Raw genomic sequence first — 25,264 nt, 5'->3', positions numbered from 1 at the left:
GATCAGGGCTGGCAGCCACAGCCTAATTCCAAGCTTCCGTTCCTAGGCTCGGCAGCATCACCGGCCGAGGTGCACACCCCGGCCGCAGAATGGTGCCCGTGGGGGGAACACAGTGGAGTGGTTTGGTGAAGGCGGCCTGGAGCGCCGTGCGGTTCTGAATCTGGGACGGATCGCGGCGGCCGGCGGAGGTCTGCTTGCCCTGGCCACCGTCACCGCAGGGCCGGCATCGGCAACAACCGTTCCAACGGTGCCGTCGCCGGAGGCGGCTCCAACCCCGTCCGGGCCAGCCACCGATCAGCCGGTCAGCCCAGAGCAGCCTGCCCCTGAGACCGTCCCTGCCCTGAGCAAGGCCGACGTGGGACTCTCGGAGGTGGACAACACGGCCGACGCCGACAAACCGGTTTCCGCCGCGCAGCAGGCCGCCCTGGACCTCAAGGCAGATGAAACGGGCATCGTCCGCGGCACGGACGGCCGGCGCTACCGGATGGTGGCCTGTGCAGTCCGCAACAGCGGCCTGGGGTTCTCCCTGATCGACGACGACCGGCACACGCCCGTGGGGGTGGTATCGACGGAAAGTGCACTGGACGACATGTCGGTCACCATCAGGATGGGGTTCGACGGCCTGAAGGTGAGCTCGGTGGTGGTGGTTGCCGACGAGACGCTGTCTGCCGCCGGCTACCAGCTGGGCGCGTCCGTCGGCCTGAACAGCATCACCATCCAGGCCTCGCAGCCCGCAGGGTTGGGGGACTACGTCTCGTGGAACGGTTCGGCCTGGGTGTCCCTCAACGGGCTGGTCACGTCCACAACCATGCACAAGAGCACAGGCCTCATCACCTGCACGCACGCAGCCATGTCCGAGCCCTACGGCGGCTCCGTCACGTCGAGGAGCCTGACCAAGCGGGCCTCCATGGAAGGTATCTCCGCCACGTCCACGAGCCTTTACCTCGTGGACAACGCCGGCATTCCGGTCAAGACCCCCACCAAGGACAACAGGTTCTGGCTGACCCGCACGGGCGCCCGGAGGGTGCCCATGTCCGAGCTCGCCCTGCCGTCCGCGAACATCTGGGTCTACGGGATGTTCGAGGTCTGACGAAACAGCCCCGCACTGCCATTGCGGCGGTGCGGGGCTGTTCGGGTGCGCGGCTGTTTGGCTGCGGGACGCGCAGCCTAGGCCCGGGTGACGCTGATGCGCACGTTCGGGCAGGAGTCTGCATAGCGGATCAGGGCTGCCTTCTCGGCGCTGTCAACCCGCAGGCCCCACCGGATCTTCACCGCGATCCAGTTGCCGATGTACTCGCAGCGGTTCACCGGCGGCATCCATGCCTCCGGACCCTTGGCTTGCTTGCTGGAGTTCAGTGCCGCCGTCTGCGCGTTCAGGGACCGGCCATCGCCGAGGTCGTTGTAGAAGGCTACCCGGCGCGCCTGCGACCAGTAGCGGGCGCCGGAGCCCCACGCCTCATGGACGGGAACCGTATGGTCGATCTCCACGGCCGACGCCAGGGTGTGCGTGCGGTTGTCCCACCTCGTGACCCAACGGCCCGTGCGCACGGTGCACCGCCGCGCGGTGGTGTACGTCGCGGTGGCCTTCGCCTCCTGCAGCAGGACCTCGGCCCGGGTGTTCTGGCAGTCACGGTTGGTGTCCAGCCAGCTGCCGAAGTAGCGGGTCCGGTCGTAGCCGGCGTTGTTCTCCGCAGCCACCGTGAGGGCACGGGCAGCGGTGCGCAGCGGTGCGGAATAGTACGTGGCAGCCTCGGCCGGGACTGCCAGCCCGGTGAGCAGCAGTCCGGCGGCCACGGCGGTGGCGGACAGCGACCGGACCCAAAGGCCGGACCTAACGGACGCCGTGGCGGCCACCACCCGGCGTCGGGCGTGTTTGAACGGACCTGAGTGCCCGGTCGGGCCTGCGTGATTGAACGTGCCTAGCGGCATGATTCCCCCATGATGATTCCTGGAAACGGTACAAGTTGCTTGATGCGTCAACCAGCATGTCAGCCGGAACAGGGGAGAAGCGGGTCCTTGATCGGGTCTTGATGCAATCCTGTGGCAACGCTGCGGATGACTCCGGAACCAGCGGAACCGTTGTCATCCCGGCGACATGAGCCTAGGGTCGGACTGCACACCGCCGAGGGCGACAGGAGCCGGCATGGCCAGACTGATCTACTCGGGACTCATGTCCCTCGACGGCTACATCGCGGACCGCGACGGTAAATTCGACTGGGCCGAGCCGGACGCCGAGGTGCATTCTTTCGTCAACGAGCTGCAGCGGCCGGCGGGAACCTACCTGCTCGGGCGCCGGATGTATGAGGTGATGGCCGTCTGGGAGCATCCGGAAGACTTCGGCGATATTCCCGACTACATCCGGGACTTTGCCGACCTCTGGAAAGCAGCGGACAAGGTGGTCTTTTCCCGCACCCTGCAGGACGTGACCACCGCCCGGACCCGGATCGAGCGGGAGTTCAGCGCCGACGCCGTCGGACGGCTCAAGGCCGACGCCGGCCGGGACGTGGCGGTGGCCGGCGCGGACCTTGCCGCGTCAGCCATCCGGGCCGGGCTGGTGGACGAGTTCCAGATGTTCCTCTCGCCCGTGGCAGTGGGCGGCGGCAAGCGCTTCCTCCCGGAGGACGTCCGCCTCCGGCTTGAGCTGCTGGAGGAGCGGCGGTTCGGGAACGGCACGGTCTTCCTCCGCTACGCCAACCGGTCCGGATGAAACGGTCCGGATATAGCGGCGCGTGCCGCGCCTGTGACACAATCCTGCGACACAATGGGGGCATGACCCGTATCGCAATCATTGGCGGCCACGGCAAGGTAGCCCTGCATCTGTCCGCCCTCCTCACGGAACAGGGGCACAGTGTCACGTCCTTCATCCGCAACCCGGACCATGCGGCGGAGGTCGCCGCCACCGGTGCGTCGCCGTCGGTCCTTGACGTTGAAAAGTCGACGACGGCGGACATCGCCGCCGCGCTCGGGAACCACGACGCCGTGGTCTGGTCAGCCGGTGCCGGGGGAGGGAACCCGGCCCGCACGTATGCGGTGGACCGCGACGCCGCCATCCGTTCCATGGACGCGGCCGCGGAGGCCGGCGTCGGGCGCTACGTGATGGTGTCCTACTTCGGCGCGGGCCCCGACCACGGGGTTCCCGAGGGGCACAGTTTCCACGCGTACGCCGAGGCCAAGGCGGCCGCAGATGAGTACCTCCGCGGCACCGATCTGGCCTGGACCATCCTGGGGCCGGGCTCCCTGACCGAGGGGCCGGGGAACGGGCTGATCGAGGCGAACCCGGACGACGCCAGTTCCGGCACGCAGACATCGCGCGCCAACGTGGCCATCGTTGCCGCCGCCGTGCTGGACTTGCCGGCAACCGCCGGCCGGACCATCGAATTCCGCGACGGCACCCAGCCGGTCGCTGCCGCGCTGGACGCCCTGCAGCAGTAGCGCAGGGCAGGAGAAGGGCCGCAGCGTTCCCGGTAGGGTTGAAAGGCACGGCCGCCCTCCGTCCGAGGCGTGGCGCACTCCGGGGAAAGTGGTCACATGGACCAGTTGGCACTCATCATCGGGCTCCTGCTCGCCACCGTGGTGGCCGTGGGCCTCGGGGACCGGCTGCGGCTGCCCTACCCGGTCCTGATGCTGCTCCTGGCCGTGGCGCTGACGTTCATCCCGGGCTTCCCGGACATCGAGATCCCGCCGGAGCTGATCCTGCCGATCTTCCTGCCGCCGCTGCTCTTCGCCACGGCCCAGCGGAGCTCCTGGGCCGTCTTCCGGGTCCGGTGGCGGACGCTGATCATGCTCGCCGTGGCCCTCGTCGTCCTCTCGACGGCCGTGGTTGCCGGCGCCGCCTGGCTCATGATTCCGGGGATTGGCATCCCGGCCGCCATTGCACTCGGAGCCATGGTGGCGCCCCCGGACCCCGTTGCGGTGGAGTCTGTGGCCGGCCGGGTGCACATGCCCCGGCGCCTGATCACGGTGCTGCAGAGCGAAGGGCTCTTCAATGACGCCGCCGCCATTGTCATCTTCCAGGCGGCTGTTGCCGCCGCGGTCGGCGGCACCAGGATAGGGCCCGACGTCGTCCTCAAGTTCGTCGTGGGAGCGGCACTTGCCGTCGTGGTCGGCATTGCCATGGGCTGGCTGACATCACTGGTCACCCGGCTGGTGGCGTCCATGGTGGCCCGCAGCGCCGTGACCCTGGTGGTGCCCTTTGCCGCGTACATCCTCGCGGAGGAATTCCACGCTTCCGGCGTGATCGCCGTCGTGGTCACAGCCCTGGAGATGCAGCGGCACACCCGCCCGCAGGACGCCGCCGAGCGCGAAACCCGGACCGCCTTCTGGGACGTGGTGGAGCTGCTGGTGACGGGGCTTGCCTTTGGTCTCGTGGGCCTCGAGATCCAGGATGTTGTCCGCACGGAGGGTTCCGCGGTCTTCGGGATGGCGGGCGCCGCCGTCGTGGTCTGCGTCCTGGTGTTCGCAGTGCGGTTCGGCTGGCTGGGACTGCTGGCCGTGTCCGCCCGGAAACAGAAGAACCTGCTGCAGCCGACCTCCGCCAAAGAGGTCCTGATCCTGACCTGGTGCGGCATGCGCGGGCTGGCCACCCTGGCCCTGGCGCTGGCCCTCCCGGTTGCGCTCGCCGACGGCACGCCGTTCCCGGCGCGTGACCAGGTGCTGGTCACGGCCTGTGCGGTGCTGCTGGCCACGCTGGTGCTGCCGGGGCTGACCCTGCCGTGGCTGATGAAGGTGCTGAACGCGTCCCAGGACGGCACGGAGGAGCGCGACGCGGCCCGGCTTCTGGCCCGCCGTGCCCAGGCAGCCGCCGTGGCCGCGCTGAAGGACCACGAGCTCGTGAAGGAGCTGCCGCCGGAGAAGGTGGCGCTGGTGAAGGAAAAGATGACCCGGCTGCACGCCGAACTGCTGGACGGCAGCCTCCGCAACGAGAGCCTCGCCGAGAAGCGTGAGCGGGGCAGGGAACTGGCCATCACGGTCCAGACCATCGCCCTGGACGCGGCGCGGCAGGAGGTCGTCGCTGCCCGGAGCGAGCCGGACATGGATCCCGAGGTGGCGGACAGGGTGCTGCGCCAGCTCGACCTGCGGACCATGATCATGCCGGAGTAGGGATCACGCCGGAATAGAACAGCGCGAACGTACACTTGGGCCCCAAAAGCGTGTGGTTTTGCGGGCCCCAAGTGTACGTTCACGCCGGTCTTGGATCACGCCGGGATGTTCAGCTCCAGGTCCAGGGTGTTCGTCTCCACGTAGTCCAGGGCGCGCCGGACGGCGCCCACGGTGACGATCGAATCGCCCAGCGGTGAGACCGCCACCCGCGGCGGGGTGGCGGTGAACTCCGGCAGCCGGGCCGCAATCGGCTCGAGCAGAACCCCCGCAGAGTTGGCCACGGCCCCGCCGATCACCACGAGCTCGGGGTTGACCATGGTGGCCACAGAGCCGATCACCCGGGCCATCCTGTCGGCCAACCGGTCAAGGATCTTCAGTGCCTCTGCGTCGCCGGCAGCTGCCGCGGCAAAGACGTGCTCCGCCTCGGCCCCCGATGCGGCGTGTTCGCGGAGGGACGTCTCGGCGGTGCCCTCCAGCGCGTCCGCAGCCCAGACCCGGGCCAGCGTCGCGATACCGAAGGTGTCGCCCACGCCCTCCACCAGGTCGAGATAGGCGAGTTCACCCGCGCCGCCGCCACTGCCGTGCAGCAGGCGGCCGTCTTCGATGACGCCGGAACCGAAGCGTTCACTGGCCAGGATCACGACGACGTCGTCCACGCCCGTCGCCGCGCCACGCCACCGGTCGCCGAGGGCGGCGAGGTTGGCGTCGTTCTCCAGCAGCACCGTCCATCCGTGCAGCTTGTCCAGCGCGGACTTGAGCCCGACGTCGAAGAGCCCCCAGAAATGCTGGGCTGCCAGGACGTTGCCTTTCCGGTCCACCGGGGCGGCGATGCCGGCGCATACGGCCAGCACGGCGTCGGGGGAGGCCCCCACACTGTACAGCGCCATCAAGGCGGCCCGGTCAATGACAGCCACGCGTTCCTCGGCGGAGATGTCCTCAATCTCAAACGGCTGGCTGGCCCGTCCCAGCGCCTTGCCACGCAGATCGGACACCACCACCGTCGCCTTCGAGAAGCCCACGTCCATACCCAGGACATAGCCTGCCCGCTCGTTGAGTTCGAACCTGCGGGCGGGGCGGCCCTTCTGGTAGCCGCCAAAGGCGCGCTGGTTCTCCAGCTCGGTTATCCACCCGCGCTGCATGAGGTCCTCGCACACGGAGATGGCGGTGGCCCGGGTCAGGCCAGTGGCCTGGATGACGTCGGTAACCGTCACCGCGCCCGAGGCGCGCATGAAATCCAGGACTGCTCCGGCGCTCACGCGGCGAAGCAGCTGCGGCGTGGCCGCCGTCATTTCGGACATGGTGTTGACCTCCTTGTGCTCTGCCCCACATAATACTTGAGGAACTAAATTTAGATTCCATATAAAATGACCACGTGGGCCGGACGGCCGCCGGCCACGGGATTCCCCTTCCAGCTTTTTCCTCAGCCTTTTGCAAAGGAGCAACTGTGAACTGCCCTTCGAAGCACCGCCCATTCAGGAACCCGCAACGCCGCGCCACCTGCCAGTACGCCGCCCGGACCTCCGCACTGTGAGCGCAATCCCGCCCAGCCGCGAGTCCCCGCTCAGCCGCCGCGCGCTGTTCAAGGCGGCCGGCCTCGCCGGCGCCGCAGCTGTCCTTCCGCTGGCGGGCTGCGGCTCCGCGCCCAGCAGCCAGAACGGCGTCACCACGCTGCGTTTCATGCAGAACAAGCCCGAGGTGGTGGCCTACTTCAACCGGGTGATCAAGGACTTCGAGGCGCTCAACCCGGACATCCGCGTCATCCAGGACTTCAATGAAGGCAACTTCGTTCCGGGCCTGGTCCGCAACGACCCGCCCGACGTCGTGACCCGAGGCTTCGCCCAGGCCACCGCCGACTTCGTCCGCAAGGGCGTTTTCGCAGACCTTTCGGACCATCCGGCCGCAGCCACGATCGACCCCAAGGTCCAGGACCTGGTCAGTTCCTGGGGACGGTACAACGGGCACGAAACCAGTGCCCTCCCGTTCTCCCTGGCAGCCGCCGGGGTCATCTACAACCGGGACGTCTTCGAGGCCCAGGGCGTGGCGGTCCCCACCACGTGGGACGAATTCGTCGCGGCCTGTGAGAAATTCAAGGCCGCCGGCATCACCCCGATCTACGGCACCTTCAAGGACAGCTGGACCCTCGGCCAGGGCATGTTCGACTACCTCGCGGGCGGCTCACTGGATGTCGCCGGCTTTTTCGCGAAGCTCACCGCCAAGGGTGCCGCCATCAGTGAAGACGCCAAAGAGTCATTCACCAGCAACTTCGGCCCGGTCCTGCCCAAGATGCTCGAGCTGGCAGCCTTCTCGCAGAAGGGTGCCACGAGCAAGAACTACGCGGACGGCAATGCCGCGTTCGCCAAGGGCCAGGCGGCCATGTACCTGCAGGGCCCGTGGGCGCTGTCCCAGCTGGTGGCCGCCAACAAGGACGTCAGACTCGGCAGCTTCCCGCTCCCCGTCACCAACAACCCCGCGGACACCAAGGCCCGGGTCAACGTGGACATGGCACTGTCCATCACCCGGAACACGCCGAACATGGCCGCGGCACGGCGCTTCGTCAGCTACCTGCTGGACCCCTCCGTCGTGAACGCCTACAACGAGAAGAACGCGGCGTTCTCGCCGCTCAAGGAAGCACCCGCCGTCGAAAATCCCCAGATCACCGGCCTCGCCGCCTCCGTGCGGGCTGGGCGGTACTACCAGGGAGCCACCACCTACTTCCCGCCGTCGGTACCGCTGTACAACTACATCCAGTCCTTCGTGTACGGCAAGAACGGCGAGCAGTTCCTTTCCGCCCTCGACGACGAATGGCGCCGGGTCGCCGAGCGCACCGCGGTCTGACCCGCCCGAATCCAGGAGCCCCCATGACTACAACCTCCGAGACGGCGCAGGCAGCCCCGCCCGCCGCGTCGACCGTTCCCCCGAAGACCCCGCGGCGGTCCGTCCGTGCCAAGGGCCGCATCGACCCCGCCTACTACTGGATGGTGGTGCCGGTCCTGGCACTGTTCGCCTTCTTCATCACCCTGCCGGCCCTCGTCGGCGTGTTCTTCAGCCTGACGAACTACGCCGGCTACGGCGACTGGAAGTTCATCGGACTGTCCAACTACGTCAACATCTTCAAAGACCCGGCCATCCTGCAGTCCTACATCTTCACGTTCGTCTTCGCCCTGACCACCACCGTGGTGGTCAACATCGTGGCCCTCGCGATCGCCCTCGGCCTGAACGCCAAAATCAAGTGGCGCACCGGCATCCGCACCGTATTCTTCATCCCCATGGTGCTCTCGGCCCTGGTGGTGTCCTTCGTGTTCAACTACCTGTTCTCCAACACCCTGCCGGTGCTGGCGGACCGCTTCGGTGTGACGCCCCTGGCCACGAGCATCCTGGCCAACGAGAACTACGCCTGGCTGGCCATCGTGCTGGTCACGGTCTGGCAGGCGGCTCCCGGCGCCACCATCATCTACCTGGCCGGGCTGCAGAGCGTCCCCGCCGAGGTATATGAAGCCGCGGACCTCGACGGCGCCGGCAGCTTCCGGCAGTTCCGGAGCCTGACGCTGCCGCTCATCCTCGGCTACCTGGTCATCAACGTGATCCTCGGCTTCAAGGGCTTCCTGGGAACCTACGAAATCATCGTGGGCCTCACCGGCGGCGGACCGGGCATGGCCACCCAGTCCGTGGCCATGCGCATCTTCTCCGGCTTCACCGGCGGCGACTACTCCTACCAGATGGCGAATGCGGTCATCTACTTCCTGATCACCCTGCTGATCTCCGTCATCCAGCTGCGCCTCATCCAGCGCCGGGGGGTTTCACTCTAATGACAGCTTTTCCGCTTACCGCCCGCCGCACCCCGCACGATCCGGACCGCCCCGCACTCCGCCGGAACAACCGCTCCGGCCGCGAGGGCTACAAGGTCAACTGGTGGCTCACCGCGCTGATGCTGGTGGCCTCCCTGACCGTGCTCCTTCCGCTCTACTTCACCGTGGCCATGGCCCTGAAGTCCCCGGACCAGATCGGAACGGGCACGGGCCTCGCCTGGCCCAGCCCGGTGAACTGGGAGAACTTCGGCGCCGCCTACGTGGCAACGGATTTCCCGCGGGCATTCATGTCGACGGCGTTCGTCACCGTGCTCAGTGTCCTTGGTTCCCTGGCATGCAGCTCGCTGGTGGCGTATGCCATCGCCAGGAACTGGAATCGGAGGTTCTTCCGGGGCTCCTTCGTGTACCTGCTCTCGGCCATGTTCATCCCGTTCCCGGTGATCATCCTGCCGCTGATCAAGCAGACGGCCCTCCTCGGCCTGGATAACCCGGGCGGCGTGGTGTTCCTGCACGTGCTGGGCGGCATCTCGTTCAACACGCTGCTGTACATTGCCTTCGTCCGCTCCATCCCGGTGGAGCTGGAGGAATCGGCCCGGCTCGACGGCGCCACCACGTGGCAGGTGTTCCGCCGGATCATCTTCCCGCTGCTGGCCCCCATGAACGCCACCGTGGGCATCTTCGCCTTCCTCGGCTCATGGAACGACTTCCTGCTCCCGCAGATGATGATCGCCGATCCCGCCCTGCAGACCCTCCCCGTGGTGCAGATGCTCTTCCAGGGAGAGTTCAACACCAACTACAGCCTCGCATTCGCGTCCTACCTGATGGCCATGGCACCGACTTTGGTGGTTTACATCCTGGCCCAGCGTTGGGTACTCTCCGGAGTCATGCGCGGGGCCGTCAAGTAGACCCATCAAACCAGTCCAGCAACAATCCCAACCACAAGAAAAGGATCATCCCTTGTCCACCACCGCCACGCTGGCAACCCTTTCCGATTCCGACCGCCTGGCCGATCCGAACTGGTGGCGCCAGGCGTCCGTCTACCAGATCTACCCCCGCAGCTTTTCCGATTCGAACGGCGACGGCCTGGGCGACATCAAGGGCATCACGGCCAAGGTCCCGTACCTGAAGGCGCTGGGAATCGACGCGGTCTGGCTCAGCCCGTTCTACCCCTCGGCGCTCGCCGACGGCGGCTACGACGTGGATGACTACCGCAACGTGGACCCTAAGCTTGGCACGCTGGAGGACTTCGATGAGATGGCCAACGCCCTCCACGCCGCCGGCATCAAGCTGATCGCCGACATCGTCCCGAACCACTCCTCGGACCGGCACGAATGGTTCAAGGAAGCCCTGGCCTCCCCGAAGGGCTCCCCGGCCCGGGACCGCTACATCTTCCGGGACGGCAAAGGCCCCAACGGCGAGTTCCCGCCGTCGGACTGGGACTCGGTCTTCGGCGGCCCCGCCTGGGAGCGCATCACCGAACCCGACGGCACCCCTGGCCAGTGGTACATGCATATCTTCGCCAAGGAGCAGCCGGACCTGAACTGGGCCAACCGGGAAATCCGCGACGACTTCCTCAAGACTCTGCGCTTCTGGTCAGACCGCGGCGTGGACGGTTTCCGCGTCGACGTGGCGCACGCGCTCACCAAGGACCTCACCGAACCGCTGCTGTCCAAGCTGGAGCTGACCGAGGCCAACACCGGCACTGACGGATTCCCGGACGGCTCGCACCCGTTCTGGGACCGCGACGAGGTGCACGAGGTCTACGCCGAATGGCGCGAGGTCTTCAACGAGTACAACCCGCCGCGCACCGCCGTCGCCGAGGCCTGGGTGCACGCCACCCGCCGGGCCCGCTACGCCAGCCCCGAAGGCCTGGGCCAGGCGTTCAACTTCGACCTCCTGCAGGCGGACTTCGACGCCGAGGAGTTCCACGAGATCATCACCCGCAACCTGGCAGAGGCCGCAGCCACCGGAGCCTCCTCCACCTGGGTGTTCTCCAACCACGACGTCGTCCGCCACGCCACCCGATACGGCCTGCCCAAGGGCTCCAAGGGCAAGCACGCCAAGGGCCAGGACGGCAAGGACTGGCTGCTGGCCGGCGGCCCGGAAAAGGACCTCGACATCGAGCTCGGCAAGCGCCGCGCCCGCGCCGCCACGCTCCTCATGCTCGCACTGCCCGGCTCCGCCTACCTCTACCAGGGCGAGGAACTGGGACTGCACGAGGTGGCGGACATCCCGGAATCCGAACGGCAGGACCCGTCGTTCTTCCGCAACAGGGGAGTGGAAGTGGGCCGCGACGGCTGCCGCGTGCCGTTGCCGTGGTCCGTGGAGGGCACGTCCTTCGGGTTCGGCGACGGCGGCGCCCACCTGCCCCAGCCCGACTGGTTCAGCAGCTACGCCGTTGAGGCGCAGGACGGCACCCGGGACTCCACGCTCGAGCTCTACCGCACGGCCCTGAGGCTCCGCCGCGAACTGCAGACCGCCGAAGAGCTGGAATGGATCGAAACCGGAAACCCGGACGTCCTGCACTTCAGCCGCCCTGGCGGCTGGCGGGCAGTGACCAACTTCGGGGACACCGCCGTCGACCTTCCCGCGGGCACGGTGCTGGTGAGCAGCGCACCGCTGGAAGACGGCAAGCTGCCGGCCAACACCACCGCCTGGCTGCGCTGACCCGCAGCGGGCTGACACGCCGCTGGCGCACCCCGGTTCTGACCGGGGTGCGCCAGCGGGTCCGTTTAACCGGGTACCCGGCCGGGCCTCTGTGCGGGGCCCGGAACAAATGAAAGAGTGATGCCATGACTGAACAGACTGCAGCACCCTACGGCCGGCTGCTCTACGGCTGCATGGGCCTGGGCGGGGACTGGTCGACGGAACCCCACGAAATCTCTGACGTCGAGGCCGCGGCTGAGGCCATTGATGCGGCGCTGGACATCGGCGTCACGCTCTTTGACCACGCCGACATCTACCGGCACGGAAAAGCCGAAGCCGTCTTCGGCGAGGTCCTGGCCGGCACCAGCGGGCTGCGCGAGCGCATCCAGCTGCAGACCAAATGCGGGATCCGGCTGAACGAGCGGGGACTGGAAACCCACTACGACCTGAGCGCGGACGCCATCATCGAGCGCGTGAACGGCAGCCTCGAGCGCCTGCGCACCGACTACGTGGACATCCTCCTGCTGCACCGCCCCGATCCCCTGATGGACCCCGCGGAGGTGGCGGCCGCCGTCGGGAAGCTGATGGCAGAAGGTAAGGTGCGGGCTCTGGGGGTGTCCAACATGTCCGCCGCCCAGATCGAGTTCCTGCAGGACAGCCTCGAGACCCCGGTGGTGGCCAACCAGCTGGAGCTCAGCCTGCTCAAGCGCGACTGGCTGGAAAGCACCGTGCTGGTGAACCACCCCGATGCCCGGGGCTACAGCTTTCCGCACGGGACGCTGGAGTACTGTGCCCGGCAGGGGATCACGCTGCAGGCCTACGGCGCCCTGGCCCGTGGCCACTACACCGGCAACCCGCCCGAGCGGCCCACGCAGTCCGAGAGTGCCACAGCCGTGCTGCTGGCAGAGATGGCGCGGGGGTACGGCACCACCGTGGAGGCGGTGCTGTTGGGCTGGCTCATGAAGCACCCGGCCGGGATCGCGCCGGTCATCGGCACCGCCAACCCGGACCGGATCCGTGCGTGCGCCGGGGCCGCCCGCGCTGCCGAGACCATGACCCGCGCCGAGTGGTACAGGCTCTGGGTCACGGCCCGGGGAAGCAACATCCCTTAAACCCAACTAGGTCGCAGCTGAGGGCGTTCTGAGTGCTCAGAACACCATCTGCTGCGACCTAGTTGGGCGGAAGCCCTAGAGCGGGCCCGTCAGACCAACAGCCCTAGAGCGGGCCCGTCAGACCAACAGCCCTAGAGCGGGGCGATCTCCGAGTACGTGGAGGCATCACCCTTCAGGGCCTGGCTCTGCTTGCCGTCCACGCCCACCGGGATGTCCCCGGCGATAGTGACGCGGTTGAGCTTGCGCGGCTGGCCGTCGTAGTTGTCGGGTGCGTAGTGCTGGGTGATCCGGTTGTCGAAGAGCACCAGCTGGTTGGGCTCCCAGTTCACGCGGACCACGTTTTCGGGACGGGTTACGTAGGCCTGGAGCAGCCGGATGATGTCCCTGGACTCGGTGTTGGACAGGCCAACGATCCGCAGGCGCTGCGCGAAGCCCCCAATGAACAATCCGCGCTCGCCGGTCAGCGGGTGGACCCGTACCACGGGGTGGGCCGTCTCGAACTTGAGCCGGGTGAACTCCTTGCGGCGCTCCTCGGCGTTGGCGTGCTCCAGGTTCTTGGGCACCGAGTAGTCGTAGTCGTTGGTGTGGATGGCCCAGAGAGTGTCGGCGAAGTTCCGCAGCTCGTCCGGCAGGTCGCTGTACGCGCCGGCGGAGGATGCGATCAGCGTCTCGCCGCCGTACGCGGGCAGGTCGATGCTGCGCAGCGTGGACGCCTGCGGCGGGTTGACCACGAACGTGACATCCGTGTGCCAGTTGTTGGCCGAACCGTTCTCGCTGTCCACCGGCAGGACGTTCTCTTCGCCTTCCACGGACGCCACGGTGGGGTGCGCCTTGGTAAGTGGGCCGAAGTGGCTGGCGAACTTCACCTGCGCCTCGTCGGAGAGGATGTTGGCTTCACGGAACACCAGGGCCTTGTGCTCGTTGAGGGCCGCACGGATCTCTGCAACAGTCTCTGCCGGCAGGTCGCCGCTTAGGTCCAGACCCCGGATCTCGGCGCCGATGCGGGAGCCCAGCTTGGAGAATTCGAGCTTTGTTTCGGTAATGACAGTCATCGTTCTTTCCTCACTTTGTGCTGCGGTACTTTGTGCTGCGGTTATTTGAATCGGCGGTTACTTGAATCGGGCGTTACTTTGCGTCGGTCAGGAGCCCGTTGAACTCATTGGTGTACAGCTTCTTGGCATCCAAGTCGGCCTTGATGATGCCCGCGGACTTCAGGTACTCCTCCCAGCGGGTGAAGTCCTCATCCTTGATCTCGCCCTTGGCCGGGACGCCGACGCTCTTCCAGTACTGCAGGGCGGCGGGGTTCTCATTGCGGCCGCGTTCCTTCAGGATCTTGGTGAGCCGGGCGATGACTTCCTTGCGGGGAGTGGACCGCTCCCACTCGATGGCCTTCGCCACACCCGTGGTGAAGGTCCGGACCGTGTTGGGGTTCTGGGCGAGGAAGTCCTCCCGGAAGACGTAGGGTCCGCCGGCAAACGTGCCGAACAGGTCAAAGTCGCTGAAGACGGACCGCAGCCCGCCGTTGGCGACGGCCTTGTCCTGCAGGATGCTGCCCAGCGAGCCGGCGTCCACCTGGCCGCGGCGGATGGCTTCCTCCGTGTCGTTCGGCGGAACCACCACGAGCTGGACCTGCTTGATCTCGTCCGCGCTCAGGCCGTTCTTGCGGAGGTAGGTGTTGATGACCGCCTCGGAATGTGCGCCGAGGGTGTTCACCGCGATCTTCTTGCCGATGAAGTCCCGGGCCGTCCTGATCGGGCTGTCTTCCTTCACGTAGAAGCCGTTGAAGGTCTTGCTGTCCTCGCCGTAGTAGTTGATGACGGCCTTCACCGGTGCGCCGGCCTCCACGAGCTTCACCACTGCGCCGGCGAACGCGCCGCCGAAGTCGGTCTGGCCGGTTGCTGCGGACTGGATGTCCTGCGGCCCGCTGATGGTGTTGCCCACCCAGTTCAGCTTGACGTCGCCCAGGTAGCCGAGGTCCTGCGCCAGCTCGGGAAGGGTGACGTTGTTGGCCCAGCCCTGGTAGCGGAGCTCCTTGACTTCATTGGCGCCGGGGGCTCCGCTGGCGCTTCTGTCATCGCCGGCGGCGCTCCCGCCGCAGCCGGACACCGTCAGGGCGATGACGACGGCGGCCGCAGCACTCAGGATGGTCAGGTGTCGTTTCATTGGGGGGTTCCTTCAGGGGGTTGGTTGGCTGGTGAGCCAGGTTCTTGGCGGCCGCTGCAACGGCCGATGGATCGATGTAAGCGCACTCGGCGGACGCGGAAAAGTGCCACGGTCACGGTGGGCAACCCTTGGAAATCCGCGGAAACACGGCGCAACAGCGGGTCATGAGGCGCCGCGTTGCGGCCGGTGAATGCCCGTGACGGGCGGTGCCGGGGCGCCGTTCCGATGGCGGTACACTGTGGCTTTTGTTCGTATTGGTCTGCCCCGTGGGGCCGATCTGCGTCGCGCACACGGGCGCGCGCCCGATACGGTAGAACCATGACGTCTACTTCCACAGCCGAGATCACCCGGCACGAACGCAATATCCCCGCCGAGATCGCCCGGTCGTGGCTGCTTGTCAACGCAATGAAAACCGAGCTTTTCGATCAGTCCGCCGTGTCCCGCGCGGACTCGGTCATCCTGGACATCGAAGACGCTGTTGACCCCTCGCAGAAGGACGTTGCCCGCGAGAACGTGGTGAACTGGCTCTCCGGCGGCGGCCAGGCCTGGGTGCGGATCAACGACGCCACCAGCAAGTTCTGGGCCGACGACCTCGCCGGCCTGCGCGGCACGCCGGGGCTGCTCGGCGTCATGCTGGCCAAGACGGAATCGGCCGACCAGGTCACCGAGTCCTTCCACCGCATGGACGGCAAGACGCCGGTGATCCCGCTCGTGGAATCGGCGCTTGGCATCGAGGAAGCCAACCACATCGCCAAGGCGCAGGGTGCGTTCCGTCTGGCCTTCGGCTCCGGCGACTTCCGCCGCGACACCGGCATGGCGAACACCCAGGAGGCCATGGCCTACCCGCGCGCCAAGCTCGTCGTTGCCAGCCGCGTCGGCAACCTGCCGGGCCCCATCGACGGACCCACGGTGGGCACCAACCACCCCATCCTGCGCGAGCAGACCGGCGTCACGGTGATGATGGGCATGACCGGGAAGCTCTGCCTGGCCATCGACCAGACCAGCGTCATCAACGAGGTCATCAGCCCCACGCCGTCGGACGTCGCCTGGGCCACCGACTTCATGGCCGACTTCGAGGCCAACGGCCGCGTCATCCGCGACGGTTCCGACCTGCCGCGCCTCGGCCGCGCCGAGAAGATCATGAAGCTCGCGGTAGCGTTTGGCGTACAGCCCGCGCTCTAGTCTGCATCAGCATTACCAGGAGACCCCGTGACCGATACCCGTTATCTGGTGCACGGGGTCTTTTGGGATGGGCCGCCGGCCGTTTCCGCAGCGTCCGACGGCGGCAGGCCGGTTCTGCGCCTCCAGCACCGTTCCGGCGGGTTCACTGAGATGGCTCTCGACGCCGGCACCCGCCTAGGATTCCGGGTAGCCGGCGGGGTCAGGCACTGCCTCGGCCACACCAGGGTTTTCTCCGCAACCGGGCGCCGGCACGTGACGTGTCCGGACAGTGCTGATGCGCTCCGGGGCAGCCAGTGCGAGCCTTGCCAGCTGGCAGACGATACCAGGCTGATCCACGACTTCCACCGGGGCGGGCGGGTCCCGGCCGGCTTGCGGGACTACCTCATGCAGCCGCACTGGCTCTACGTCGCCACGTTCGCCAACGGTGCCAGCAAGATCGGCACTGCCTCACGGCCGCGCAAATGGAACCGGCTGGCTGAGCAGGGTGCGGTGGTCGCCCGGTACGTTGCCCTGGCAGAGGACGGGCGGGTGGTGCGCGTCCTGGAGGACCTGGCCACGAGCGAAGCTGGCCTGGCCCAGCAGGTGCGCGGCGCGGCGAAGGCCGCCGCCCTGACGGACCCCCTCCCGGGCGATGAGCTTGACCTCCTCAACCGGAGCCGGGCGGAGGACGTGCGGACGCTCCTGGCGGGCACCGCCGTCGGGGGTTTTGCCATTGTTGATGAGCAGTGGGTCCGTCCGGCGCAGGCCGCGGACCTCTGCGCGGCGGCTGCCCGGCACGCGTACCCGCACGCGATGCACAGCGGAAACCACGGCTTCACCCTCAGAGCCCTGTGCGGCAGCCACGGCCTGGCCGGCCTGGACGGCTCGGAACTGGACTTTGTGGTGAACCTCGGACTGCTGAAGGGCCGCCTGGTGGAACCGGGGGAGTACAGCTCGGAGGTGCCGGCGGTGCAGGAAGCCCTTTTCTGAGCCCACACAGCCTGACTGGGTAAACTGGCACGGTGCTGCACGAATTCTGGGCCACCGCGCCCAAATCCTACAAAATCCTGGTCTTCACCGCGATGGGCCTCATCGCCGTCGGTCTCATCCTCAACATCGCAGGCAACGTCACCGCCAACCAGGGGCTCATGATCGCGTCCCTGCCGGTGATCGGCCTGGGCCTGGTGCTGCACATGGCCGGTCTGGTGGTCCGCGGCCAGCGTGTGCGGAAGAACATCCCCAAGTAGGAAACCCGCGCGCCCGCCCCGATAGGCTTGAACCCATGACTATCAATCCGGACCTGCAGGGCCGAAGCTACCCTGCCGCAGAGGTGTATGACGTCGGCCGCGAGAAAATCCGCGAGTTCGCCCGCGCCGTCAAGGCCACCCACCCCGCCCACTTCGACGTTGACGCCGCACAGGGCCTGGGCCACCCCGACCTCGTGGCACCGCCCACGTTTGCGATCATCATCGCCCAGCGCGCCGACGCCCAGCTGATCGAGGACCCCGAGGCCGGCATCGACTTCTCCCGCGTGGTCCACGCGGACCAGCGGTTCACCCACCACCGCCCGATCTTCGCCGGCGACCGGCTCGTCGCCGAACTGCACGTCGACGGCGTGCGCGCCATGGGCGGCGGCGCCATGATCACCACGCGCAGCGAGATCTTCGCGCTCACGGACGGGGACGGGCGCGAGCCGGTATCCACCACCAAGTCATCCATCCTGGTCCGCGGAGAGGGACAGTAGCCATGAGCCCCACATTCGAAGAACTCAGCGTCGGCCAGGACATCGGCAGCCGCAGCATCGAGGTGACCCGGCAGGACCTGGTCAAGTACGCCGGCGCATCGGGCGACTTCAACCCCATCCACTGGAACGAGGCCTTCGCCACGGGCGTAGAGCTTCCCGGCGTCATCGCCCACGGCATGTTCACGATGGGTGCCGCCGTGCAGCTGGTCAGCGACTGGGCCGGTGACCCGGCCGCCGTCGTCGACTACCAGACCCGCTTCACCAAGCCGGTGCTGGTTACCGACACCACGGGAACCGGCGACGCCGGTGCCGTGATCGACGTCAGCGGTGCCGTCGGCGCCCTGGATGCCGACGCGCGCACCGCTCGCGTGGACCTGACCGTGGTGTTCGACGGCCAAAAAGTCCTCGTGAAGGCCCAGGCCCTGGTTCGGTTGGCGTGACGTGATGCTGTCTTGAGTTCCACCGCCGTCCAGGCGCGGGAAGTCACCCTCTGGCGCAACGCCGTCGTGGTGGCCTACGCCGCCAGCGGGCTCGCGTTCGCGTCGTGGGTTTCCCGCCTTCCCGCGATCCGCGACGGCCTGAATCTCACGCCCGGCACGGTGGGACTGCTGCTGCTGTGCATGACGGCCGGGTCCTTCCTCTCGGTCTCCGCGTCGGGGCTGATCGTGCTGCGGCTCGGGTCCCGGCGGACCATCCGTTCCGGTTGCCTCATGGTGGGCTGCGGCCTGGTCCTGGCCGGTTTCGGCACGTCCGTCCTGTCCAGCCCGGTTGCGGTTGCCGCCGGCCTGGCCGTCGTCGGACTGGGCACCGCCAGCTGGAACACGGCATCCAACGTGGAGGGGGCCGCCGTCGAACGGGCCATGGGCTGGCACATCATGCCCAGGCTGCACGGCTCGTTCAGCCTCGGCACGGTTGCCGGAGCCGGGCTGGGCGCCTGGGCCGCCGGCGCGGGCGTGCCGGTCCTCTGGCACCTCGCCGCCGCCGGGCTCGTCGTCGCCGGTTCGGTGACGACGGCGGCACGCTGGTTCCGTGCGGACGTCACCCCCGCCGAACGCACGGCACCGTACCGGCCGGACAACTTCGAGGACCCCTCCACCGGGCCGCTTCCCGTCATCCGGGCGGGGAACGGCGGCGGCGGGGCCCCGCTGGACAACAAGCGCAAAATCGCCCAGGCCTGGCGGGACCGGCGAACCCTGCTCCTGGGCGTCATGGTGCTGGGCCTGGCGCTGGCCGAAGGCGCGGCGGGGGACTGGGTGGCCCTGGCGCTGGCCGACGGGCACCACCAGTCGGACGCGGCCGGCGCCGCCGGGTACGGGCTGTTCGTCACCTTCATGACCATCGGCCGGTTCGCCGGAACGGTGGTGCTCGACCGGTTCGGCCGGGTCCCCGTGATGCGCTGGTGCTCCGCCATGGCCGTCGTCGGGCTTGCGCTGTTCGTGTTCGCTCCGGCGCCGTGGCTGGCCTACGCTGCCCTGGCCGTCTGGGGGCTCGGCGCCTCGCTTGGTTTCCCGGTGGGCATGTCCGCGGCGGCCGACGACCCCGCCAAAGCCGCCGCACGGGTGTCCGTGGTGTCCACCATCGGGTACGGGGCGTTCCTGTGCGGCCCGCCGCTGCTGGGGCTGCTCGCCGAGCACGTGGGCATCCTGCACTCCCTGCTGGCCGTCATGGCCGTGCTGGTGGTGAGCTTCCTGCTGTCCCCGGTGGCCCGCAAGCTGCCCTGATTTTCCCTGCTTCTGTTCCCTATAGGCTGGACTGGTGACCTCCCCAATGCTTTCCGATCTGACCACGGCCGCCGTCGGCGGTCCCGCCGGCACTTATGTCGAGGCCCGCACCGAGGCCGAGATCATCGAGGCGGTGCGCGCGGCGGACGCCGCCGGTGAGCAGCTGCTGATCATCGGCGGCGGTTCCAACCTCCTGATTTCCGACGACGGGTTCCCCGGAACCGTCCTCAAGATCGCCTCCGAGGGGTTCACCGTCAACGCCGAGGACTCCTGCGGCGGCGTATCCGTGGTGGTCCAGGCAGGCCACAACTGGGACGCGCTGGTGGAGCACGCCGTGCTCCACGCCTGGTCCGGCCTCGAGGCGCTGTCGGGGATCCCCGGCGCCACCGGAGCCACACCCGTCCAGAACGTCGGCGCCTACGGCTCGGACGTCTCGCAGACCATCGCCGCGGTCCGCACCTGGGACCGGGAGCGCAACGCTGTGAAGACCTTCACAGCCTCGGAGCTGAAGTTCGGGTACCGGGACTCCATCCTCAAGCAGACCACCGTCAACGGCTCCCCGCGCTACGTTGTGCTGACCGTCGAGTTCCAGCTGCCGCTGGGCCGCATGAGCGCACCCATCCGCTACGCCGAACTGGCGCGGGTCCTGGGCGTCGAGCAGGGCCAGCGAGCCTACTCGAACGACGTGCGCCGCGAGGTCCTGCGGCTGCGCGCCTCCAAGGGCATGGTGCTGGACCCGGCGGACCGGGACACCTACTCCACGGGTTCGTTCTTCACCAACCCGATCGTCCCCGCTTCCGTTGCCGACGGCCTCCCGGAATCCGCACCCAGATACCCGGGTGGCGCCGACGGGCAGGTCAAGCTGTCCGCGGCATGGCTGATCGACCATGCCGGCTTCGGCAAGGGCTTCGGGCTGGAACCCGGGAGCGTGTCCGGCGGCCGCGCCTCCCTGTCCACCAAGCACACACTGGCCATCACCAACCGCGGCTCAGCCCGGGCCGCCGACATGGTGGCGATCGCACGCGAGGTGCGGGCCGGCGTCGTCGGGCGTTTCGGCATTGAACTGCACCCCGAGCCGCTCCTGATCGGCCTCACGCTCTAGCGCTGCGGCCCTAGGATGGGGTCATGGCAGCTGCGGTGAAGATCCGGGTTCCGCCCAGGGTGATGGGCCGTCTGAGGCTGGCGTCGCAGGGGCTCCTGGGACCCGGGTTCGACGGCGTGCCGGAGGCCGTCCGTGCGATGACCGCGATGCAGGCCCAGGATCTCCAGGCAGCGCTGTGGGCCGTGGGCGTCCGTGTTCCTGGCGCAGGCCTGGGCGACGTCCGCCGGGCCCTGCAGGACGGCTCGGTGGTCCGGTCATGGCCCATGCGGGGCACGCTGCACCTGCTGGCGCCCGAGGATCTGCGCTGGATCCTGAACATCACCACGGCCCGGATGATCCAGGGCACGGCCGGCCGGCACCGGCAACTGGAAATCACCGGCCGCGACGTCGAGGCCTGCCGGGAGACAGCCCTGGGCCTGGTTGACGGCGGACGGGCCGCGACCCGGGAGGAACTGTTCGCGGCGTTCGAGGCTGCCGGACAGGCCACCAAGGCCCAGCGCGGGGTCCACCTGCTCTGGATGCTGTGCCAGGGCGCCTCGCTGGTGCACGGGCCGCTGAACGGCAACCAGCAGAAGTTCGTTGCGTTCGACCGTTGGATCACGTCCTCACGGGAGTTGGGCCGTGAGGAGGGGATTGCGGAGCTGCTGCTGAGGTACCTTCGCAGCCATGGACCGGCCACCCTGCGCGACTTCGCCTGGTGGTCCAGCATTCCTTTGACCGAGGTGCGGCGTGCCCTGCCAGCGGTGAGCGGCGAGTTGGTGGAGCTTGACCACGATGGAACCCAGTACTGGCTGTCGCCCGAGGTCGCCGCACTGCTGGACGACGGTGTTCCGGGCCAGCGTACGGTCCTCGCCCTGCCGGGATTCGACGAGTTCGTGCTTGGCTACACGGACCGGAGCATCGTGCTGCCGCCCGAGCACGCGCAAAAGATCGTCCCCGGCGGCAACGGGGTGTTCAAGAAGACCATCGTGGCCGGCGGCGAGGTGACCGGCACCTGGGCGAGGCAGGGGAGCGGGCGCACGGCCGCCGTCGTCCCCGTTCCCTTCGACGACACGAAGCCCCTCGGTCCGGCGTCCCTGGCGGGTTTCCGCCGCGCAGCCGAAAGGTACGAGCGGTTCCTGGCGTCCTGACGGGCCGTGACGACGCTCCCTCACCTTTCGTCGCCTTTTTTGGCACGCTTCCTCACCTTCCGTGGCGGGGAAACGCTTCCGGCAACTTTGCGGAAGCGTCCGGAACACGCAAAACCGGCCCCGCCCCGCATGGACGGCCCTGGGGGCTGGTCGTGCGGGGGAGGGCCGGTTAAGGGCGAAGCGGCGTTACAGCGTGCCGGTGGCGATGTTGAGCATGCGGCGCAGCGGCTCGGCGGCGCCCCAGAGGAGCTGGTCGCCGACGGTAAAGGCGCTGATGTACTGCGGGCCCATCTCGAGCTTGCGGATACGTCCCACGGGGATGGTCAGCGTGCCGGAGGCTGCCACGGGCGTCAGGTCGGCCATTGAGGCTTCCTTGGAGTTGGGCACCACCTTGGCCCATTCGTTGTCCTCGTCGAGCAGCTTCTCGATCTCGGCAACGGAGAGGTCCTCGCGCAGCTTCAGTGTGAGCGCCTGCGAGTGGGAGCGCATGGCCCCGATCCGCACGCAGAGCCCATCCATGATCACGTGGTTCTCATCCGAGGTGCCCAGGATCTTGTTGGTCTCGACTCCCGCCTTCCACTCTTCCTTGGACTGGCCGTTGCCCAGGTCCGCGTCGATCCAGGGGATCAGCGAGCCGGCCAGCGGGACGCCGAACTGCGTTGCGTCGATGTCGGTGCGCTGGTGCGCCAGCACCTTGCGGTCGATCTCCAGGATGGCCGACGCAGGGTCGTCCAGTTCCGAGCTGACCTCGGCGTTGAGGGTGCCGAACTGGCTGAGCAGCTCGCGCATGTGGCGCGCGCCGCCGCCGGAGGCGGCCTGGTAGGTCATGGATGTGCCCCACTCGACGAGGCCGTTCTTGAAGAGGCCGCCGAGACCCATCAGCATGCAGGACACGGTGCAGTTGCCGCCGATGAAGTCCTTGGTGCCGTTGACCAGGCCCTTGTCGATGACGTCGCGGTTGATGGGGTCCAGCACGATGATCGAGTCGTCGTTCATGCGCAGGGTGGAGGCGGCGTCGATCCAGAGGCCGTCCCAGCCGCGGCTGCGCAGCTCGCCGTGGACCCGCTTGGTGTAGTCGCCGCCCTGGGCGGTGACGATAATCGGCAGCTTGGCCAGCGTTTCGACGTCAAACGCGTCCTCGAGCTTGCCGGCCCCTTCAGCAAAGGACGGGGCGGCACCTCCGGCGTTGGAGGTGGAGAAGAACACCGGGTTGATGTTGGCGAAGTCGCCTTCGTCCTGCATGCGCTGCATCAGGACGGAGCCGACCATGCCGCGCCATCCGACCAGGCCGACGGAGGGGGTAGCTGCTGTAGTCATTGAGCCAGTTTATCTTTGGATTTGGCAGGCCGCAGTCGGTTACGTCACGGCCGCAACGGCACCGGGTGCAAAGACCTCAGTCGACGGGCCGGGGAAGGTTGCGGGCACTGCGCAGCTTCTCGGCCCTGCGCTCCTTGAAATAGCCCGCCCACGCCGCCAGGAAAGGAAAGAGGCAGGCCGGGAAAACCCACCATACTTCGCCAAGAATGTGCCACTGATCAGTGAGCGCCGCTTGGACCACGCCGTAAACAAGGCCTCCCAGGCAGGCGGTGAGAAGGATGGAAAGGAACAGCAACCCGCCGGAGCTGTTGACGGGCTTGACCAGGCCGCGGCCGTCGTCCTTGCGCACGCCGTATTCGGCCGGCGTGTAGCCCACCATTTCGCCGTTGCCGGCCCGGCGGTAGATCAGCTTGTCCTCAGGGGTCCGGGACGGAACGTAGCCGGGCTCCTGCGGGACACCCTCGCTACGCCTCGCCACGGGCATCCTCGATCGCGGCGAGCAGTCCGGCGTCATCCAGGCCAGCCGTTTCATCCACCTCGTCTTTATCGAAATCCGGAACACCGGTGGTCCAGGAAGACTCCTCACGGCGGATCAGCAGGTGCTGTTCGGAACCCAGGGTCTTGAAGACGAGGTACGCGGACCCGCCCTGGTTCTGCTCGGCATGCTGGCGGACCACCCGGAGCGTCGCTTCAGCCGAGGAGATGGCCGGATCCTGGGCAAAAACGAACCAGGTGCCCAGGAGCCTGGGCTGGAGCATCAAGGAAACGCCCGGTGCTTCCAGCATTGCCACGTTGTCCATCGATTCGCCGGTCAAGAGCGAGATCTCCGTCCACCGGGTCGCCTGACCCAGGGCAGTGGCGACAGCAGCAGCCACGCCCTTCACGCCCAGGTCACCGTCATCGTCAACCGCAGCCAGGTCACGTGCCAGCAGTGAGGACGCTCCCGCGGTGGACAGGGTGACGTCGTCGATCATCTCTTCGGCACGGAAGACGCTGACTGAACGGTCGCGGGCCGGGCCCTCGAAAACGTTCAGCAGGTAGGCGAACTCGCCCACGCCGAAACCGATGACGTCGATGCCAAGGCGCGGTTCCTGCTGGGTTGGCTCCTGAACAGTCATGCTTGTCTCCTAATCGCCGAATCCGAGGAAGTTGCCCACGGACTTGCCTGCATCAACCAACGTATCCTTCGTGTCGCTGACGAACTTTCCGGGGTCCTTCACGGCGTTGACGACTCCCTCGCCGATGTCCTTGCCAACGCTGCTGATGGTGTCCCAGTTCTCGTACACAGCAATGCCGACGCTGGCGACCTGGCAGACAGTTCCGGCGGGAGGCGGCAGGAAGCAGCCAACGCCGAGGGCCGTCTTGCCGGCACCCATGAGGCCGCCCTTGATGTCGCCGTCGGAAAAGCTCTTCACGGAGTCGTAGGCGCTGAAGCCGACGCCGGCCCAGCCGAGTCCCCGCGCGAGGCCCGACTTGCCCAGCCATTCGAGCTTGGTGCCGGCCCCGATCCACGGTTTCTCCTCCAGGAGGGGACCGAACTTGGAAAGGACGCCAATGTGCTTGTTCAGATTCTTCAGCGACGCAATGTCAGTCGCCTTGTCGATCAGCCCCAGCCCGCGGTGGGCGGACGCCGATCCCTTCAGCAGGTCATCCAGGGCCGGGTTGCCGAGGAGCCGGTGTGCCGCAAAACCGGGGCCGCCGATGCGGTGGCTGCCCTGCAGGAAAGACTTGATGAAATCTGCGCGCTGGTTCTTCAGGACCCAGCCGTACTGCCCGAGGTGCTTGGCAAGGGTGAACGGGGCCTTGATGAACTTGTGCAGGGTCATGCCCGCCCTGAGCGCTCCGATGCCCCCAAGCAGCACGCCGCCCAGTGTTCCTGCCCACGAGCCTCCCGGATCGCCAAGGGTCACAGGACCGCCGCCGGAACCAGGGGCGGCGTCGCTGGCCTTCTCCTGCTCGTTGGCGTTATCCAGCAGCTTCCTGGACTCGTCCTTGAGGGCCCGTGCAGTCCGCTGGATGAGCGCCCGGTGGTTGCCGTTCCAGTCCGAGCGGAACTGGGTGGCGTCGTTGCCTTTCCACGAAGGGTTGTTGTTGATTTGGTTGGTCAGCTGCGATGACGTCTGCAGCAGGGTGTCCGAGACCTTTCCGAACTGCTGCGCGAGGGTGCGAAGCTGCGCGACGTCGGCGCCCCACAAATTACCTGTCACTCCGGCATCATCCCCCAAATCCTGACCGTTCCGCGTTGGCACGGTTGCTGCTAAG

25 protein-coding genes are annotated in these 25,264 nt (G+C 67.6%); 17 read left to right on the top strand and 8 right to left on the bottom strand.

Annotated features, from left to right (window positions below):
• Positions 1–112 precede the first annotated feature (112 nt).
• Positions 113–1,090 carry a hypothetical protein gene (locus ARGLB_RS14780; RefSeq protein ID WP_003803940.1) on the top strand — a complete coding sequence of 326 codons (978 nt, stop codon included), beginning with the start codon at positions 113–115 and terminating at the stop codon, positions 1,088–1,090.
• Between the two features lie 77 nt (positions 1,091–1,167).
• Here ARGLB_RS14780 and ARGLB_RS14775 read toward each other — a convergent pair whose 3' ends face one another.
• Entirely contained in the window at positions 1,168–1,929 is a 762-nt protein-coding gene (locus ARGLB_RS14775) for an HNH endonuclease family protein (protein WP_003803936.1), read from the bottom strand.
• 214 nt (positions 1,930–2,143) lie between these two features.
• Between ARGLB_RS14775 and ARGLB_RS14770 the strand changes: the two genes are divergently transcribed.
• From ARGLB_RS14770 to ARGLB_RS14760, 3 genes are all read left to right on the top strand, one after another.
• Positions 2,144–2,707, top strand: coding sequence for a dihydrofolate reductase family protein (locus tag ARGLB_RS14770; RefSeq protein WP_003803934.1), 564 nt, complete (start codon positions 2,144–2,146; stop codon positions 2,705–2,707).
• Between the two features lie 62 nt (positions 2,708–2,769).
• Positions 2,770–3,432: an NAD(P)H-binding protein gene (locus tag ARGLB_RS14765; protein ID WP_003803933.1), complete on the top strand. Its 663-nt coding sequence runs from the start codon at positions 2,770–2,772 to the stop codon at positions 3,430–3,432.
• Between the two features lie 96 nt (positions 3,433–3,528).
• Positions 3,529–5,100, top strand: coding sequence for a Na+/H+ antiporter (locus tag ARGLB_RS14760; RefSeq protein WP_003803932.1), 1,572 nt, complete (start codon positions 3,529–3,531; stop codon positions 5,098–5,100).
• Between the two features lie 95 nt (positions 5,101–5,195).
• Here the strand turns inward: ARGLB_RS14760 and ARGLB_RS14755 are convergent, their stop codons facing one another.
• Complete coding sequence (locus tag ARGLB_RS14755) at positions 5,196–6,398, bottom strand: ROK family protein (RefSeq protein WP_003803931.1); 1,203 nt, start codon at positions 6,396–6,398, stop codon at positions 5,196–5,198.
• A gap of 229 nt (positions 6,399–6,627) precedes the next feature.
• Here ARGLB_RS14755 and ARGLB_RS14750 point away from each other — a divergent pair, with 229 nt between their 5' ends.
• The 5 genes from ARGLB_RS14750 (at position 6,628) to ARGLB_RS14730 (ending at position 12,664) form a co-directional block, all read left to right on the top strand.
• The gene (locus tag ARGLB_RS14750) at positions 6,628–7,935 is read left to right on the top strand and encodes an ABC transporter substrate-binding protein (RefSeq protein WP_003803930.1); all 1,308 of its coding nucleotides are present in this window, start codon (positions 6,628–6,630) and stop codon (positions 7,933–7,935) included.
• Positions 7,936–7,958: 23 nt separating this feature from the next.
• Positions 7,959–8,906, top strand: a complete 948-nt coding sequence (locus ARGLB_RS14745; RefSeq protein WP_003803927.1) for a carbohydrate ABC transporter permease — start codon at positions 7,959–7,961, stop codon at positions 8,904–8,906.
• Positions 8,906–9,811 (top strand): carbohydrate ABC transporter permease, encoded by a 906-nt coding sequence (locus tag ARGLB_RS14740; RefSeq protein ID WP_003803925.1) that lies wholly within the window; start codon positions 8,906–8,908, stop codon positions 9,809–9,811. The genes ARGLB_RS14745 and ARGLB_RS14740 overlap by 1 nt, the downstream gene beginning before the upstream one ends.
• A 52-nt stretch (positions 9,812–9,863) precedes the next feature.
• Positions 9,864–11,573 (top strand): glycoside hydrolase family 13 protein, encoded by a 1,710-nt coding sequence (locus tag ARGLB_RS14735; RefSeq protein ID WP_003803923.1) that lies wholly within the window; start codon positions 9,864–9,866, stop codon positions 11,571–11,573.
• A 125-nt stretch (positions 11,574–11,698) separates the two neighbouring features.
• Positions 11,699–12,664, top strand: coding sequence for an aldo/keto reductase (locus ARGLB_RS14730; protein WP_003803921.1), 966 nt, complete (start codon positions 11,699–11,701; stop codon positions 12,662–12,664).
• A gap of 131 nt (positions 12,665–12,795) precedes the next feature.
• On the opposite strand, the gene ARGLB_RS14725 is transcribed toward ARGLB_RS14730, so the two are convergent.
• Entirely contained in the window at positions 12,796–13,716 is a 921-nt protein-coding gene (locus ARGLB_RS14725) for a TauD/TfdA dioxygenase family protein (RefSeq protein WP_003803919.1), read from the bottom strand.
• Between the two features lie 73 nt (positions 13,717–13,789).
• Positions 13,790–14,827: an ABC transporter substrate-binding protein gene (locus ARGLB_RS14720; protein ID WP_003803917.1), complete on the bottom strand. Its 1,038-nt coding sequence runs from the start codon at positions 14,825–14,827 to the stop codon at positions 13,790–13,792.
• A 318-nt stretch (positions 14,828–15,145) separates the two neighbouring features.
• Here ARGLB_RS14720 and ARGLB_RS14715 point away from each other — a divergent pair, with 318 nt between their 5' ends.
• Genes ARGLB_RS14715 through ARGLB_RS14680 form a run of 8 tightly spaced genes read left to right on the top strand, consistent with a single transcriptional unit; the run spans position 15,146 to position 21,685 of the window.
• Positions 15,146–16,009, top strand: a complete 864-nt coding sequence (locus tag ARGLB_RS14715; RefSeq protein WP_003803915.1) for an HpcH/HpaI aldolase/citrate lyase family protein — start codon at positions 15,146–15,148, stop codon at positions 16,007–16,009.
• A gap of 27 nt (positions 16,010–16,036) precedes the next feature.
• Positions 16,037–16,978 (top strand): DUF2797 domain-containing protein, encoded by a 942-nt coding sequence (locus tag ARGLB_RS14710; protein WP_003803913.1) that lies wholly within the window; start codon positions 16,037–16,039, stop codon positions 16,976–16,978.
• Between the two features lie 32 nt (positions 16,979–17,010).
• Positions 17,011–17,235 (top strand): DUF3188 domain-containing protein, encoded by a 225-nt coding sequence (locus ARGLB_RS14705; RefSeq protein WP_003803912.1) that lies wholly within the window; start codon positions 17,011–17,013, stop codon positions 17,233–17,235.
• 35 nt (positions 17,236–17,270) lie between these two features.
• Positions 17,271–17,732, top strand: a complete 462-nt coding sequence (locus ARGLB_RS14700; RefSeq protein WP_003803911.1) for an FAS1-like dehydratase domain-containing protein — start codon at positions 17,271–17,273, stop codon at positions 17,730–17,732.
• 2 nt (positions 17,733–17,734) lie between these two features.
• Positions 17,735–18,172 (top strand): MaoC family dehydratase, encoded by a 438-nt coding sequence (locus ARGLB_RS14695; RefSeq protein ID WP_003803909.1) that lies wholly within the window; start codon positions 17,735–17,737, stop codon positions 18,170–18,172.
• 12 nt (positions 18,173–18,184) lie between these two features.
• Positions 18,185–19,453 (top strand): MFS transporter, encoded by a 1,269-nt coding sequence (locus tag ARGLB_RS14690; RefSeq protein WP_003803906.1) that lies wholly within the window; start codon positions 18,185–18,187, stop codon positions 19,451–19,453.
• A gap of 34 nt (positions 19,454–19,487) precedes the next feature.
• Entirely contained in the window at positions 19,488–20,555 is a 1,068-nt protein-coding gene (locus ARGLB_RS14685) for a UDP-N-acetylmuramate dehydrogenase (protein ID WP_003803904.1), read from the top strand.
• A 23-nt stretch (positions 20,556–20,578) separates the two neighbouring features.
• On the top strand, positions 20,579–21,685 hold the full coding sequence (locus ARGLB_RS14680) for a winged helix DNA-binding domain-containing protein (RefSeq protein WP_003803901.1): 1,107 nt from the start codon (positions 20,579–20,581) through the stop codon (positions 21,683–21,685).
• A 186-nt stretch (positions 21,686–21,871) separates the two neighbouring features.
• On the opposite strand, the gene asd is transcribed toward ARGLB_RS14680, so the two are convergent.
• The 4 genes from asd to ARGLB_RS14660 form a co-directional block, all read right to left on the bottom strand.
• Positions 21,872–23,002 carry an aspartate-semialdehyde dehydrogenase gene (gene asd, locus ARGLB_RS14675; RefSeq protein WP_003803900.1) on the bottom strand — a complete coding sequence of 377 codons (1,131 nt, stop codon included), beginning with the start codon at positions 23,000–23,002 and terminating at the stop codon, positions 21,872–21,874.
• A gap of 76 nt (positions 23,003–23,078) precedes the next feature.
• The gene (locus ARGLB_RS14670; RefSeq protein ID WP_003803898.1) at positions 23,079–23,480 is read right to left on the bottom strand and encodes a hypothetical protein; all 402 of its coding nucleotides are present in this window, start codon (positions 23,478–23,480) and stop codon (positions 23,079–23,081) included.
• A complete protein-coding gene (locus ARGLB_RS14665) occupies positions 23,467–24,120 on the bottom strand; it encodes a hypothetical protein (protein WP_003803895.1) in 654 nt (217 codons plus the stop codon). Before ARGLB_RS14665 ends, ARGLB_RS14670 begins: the two co-directional genes overlap by 14 nt.
• Before the next feature lie 9 nt (positions 24,121–24,129).
• On the bottom strand, positions 24,130–25,209 hold the full coding sequence (locus tag ARGLB_RS14660) for a WXG100 family type VII secretion target (RefSeq protein ID WP_003803892.1): 1,080 nt from the start codon (positions 25,207–25,209) through the stop codon (positions 24,130–24,132).
• Positions 25,210–25,264: the final 55 nt, after the last annotated feature.

The sequence above is a fragment of the Arthrobacter globiformis NBRC 12137 genome, assembly GCF_000238915.1.
Classification (GTDB): domain Bacteria; phylum Actinomycetota; class Actinomycetes; order Actinomycetales; family Micrococcaceae; genus Arthrobacter; species Arthrobacter globiformis.
This window is presented reverse-complemented; position numbering and strand designations above follow the sequence as displayed.

Coding starts and splice junctions, on each gene's coding strand:
- ARGLB_RS14720 (WP_003803917.1), bottom strand. CDS start 14,827: ATGAAACGACACCTGACCATCCTGAGTGCTGCGGCCGCCGTCGTCATC.
- ARGLB_RS14745 (WP_003803927.1), top strand. CDS start 7,959: ATGACTACAACCTCCGAGACGGCGCAGGCAGCCCCGCCCGCCGCGTCG.
- ARGLB_RS14770 (WP_003803934.1), top strand. CDS start 2,144: ATGGCCAGACTGATCTACTCGGGACTCATGTCCCTCGACGGCTACATC.
- ARGLB_RS14730 (WP_003803921.1), top strand. CDS start 11,699: ATGACTGAACAGACTGCAGCACCCTACGGCCGGCTGCTCTACGGCTGC.
- ARGLB_RS14775 (WP_003803936.1), bottom strand. CDS start 1,929: ATGCCGCTAGGCACGTTCAATCACGCAGGCCCGACCGGGCACTCAGGT.
- ARGLB_RS14680 (WP_003803901.1), top strand. CDS start 20,579: ATGGCAGCTGCGGTGAAGATCCGGGTTCCGCCCAGGGTGATGGGCCGT.
- ARGLB_RS14665 (WP_003803895.1), bottom strand. CDS start 24,120: ATGACTGTTCAGGAGCCAACCCAGCAGGAACCGCGCCTTGGCATCGAC.
- ARGLB_RS14695 (WP_003803909.1), top strand. CDS start 17,735: ATGAGCCCCACATTCGAAGAACTCAGCGTCGGCCAGGACATCGGCAGC.
- ARGLB_RS14700 (WP_003803911.1), top strand. CDS start 17,271: ATGACTATCAATCCGGACCTGCAGGGCCGAAGCTACCCTGCCGCAGAG.
- ARGLB_RS14725 (WP_003803919.1), bottom strand. CDS start 13,716: ATGACTGTCATTACCGAAACAAAGCTCGAATTCTCCAAGCTGGGCTCC.
- ARGLB_RS14765 (WP_003803933.1), top strand. CDS start 2,770: ATGACCCGTATCGCAATCATTGGCGGCCACGGCAAGGTAGCCCTGCAT.
- ARGLB_RS14755 (WP_003803931.1), bottom strand. CDS start 6,398: ATGTCCGAAATGACGGCGGCCACGCCGCAGCTGCTTCGCCGCGTGAGC.
- ARGLB_RS14740 (WP_003803925.1), top strand. CDS start 8,906: ATGACAGCTTTTCCGCTTACCGCCCGCCGCACCCCGCACGATCCGGAC.
- ARGLB_RS14760 (WP_003803932.1), top strand. CDS start 3,529: ATGGACCAGTTGGCACTCATCATCGGGCTCCTGCTCGCCACCGTGGTG.
- asd (WP_003803900.1), bottom strand. CDS start 23,002: ATGACTACAGCAGCTACCCCCTCCGTCGGCCTGGTCGGATGGCGCGGC.
- ARGLB_RS14715 (WP_003803915.1), top strand. CDS start 15,146: ATGACGTCTACTTCCACAGCCGAGATCACCCGGCACGAACGCAATATC.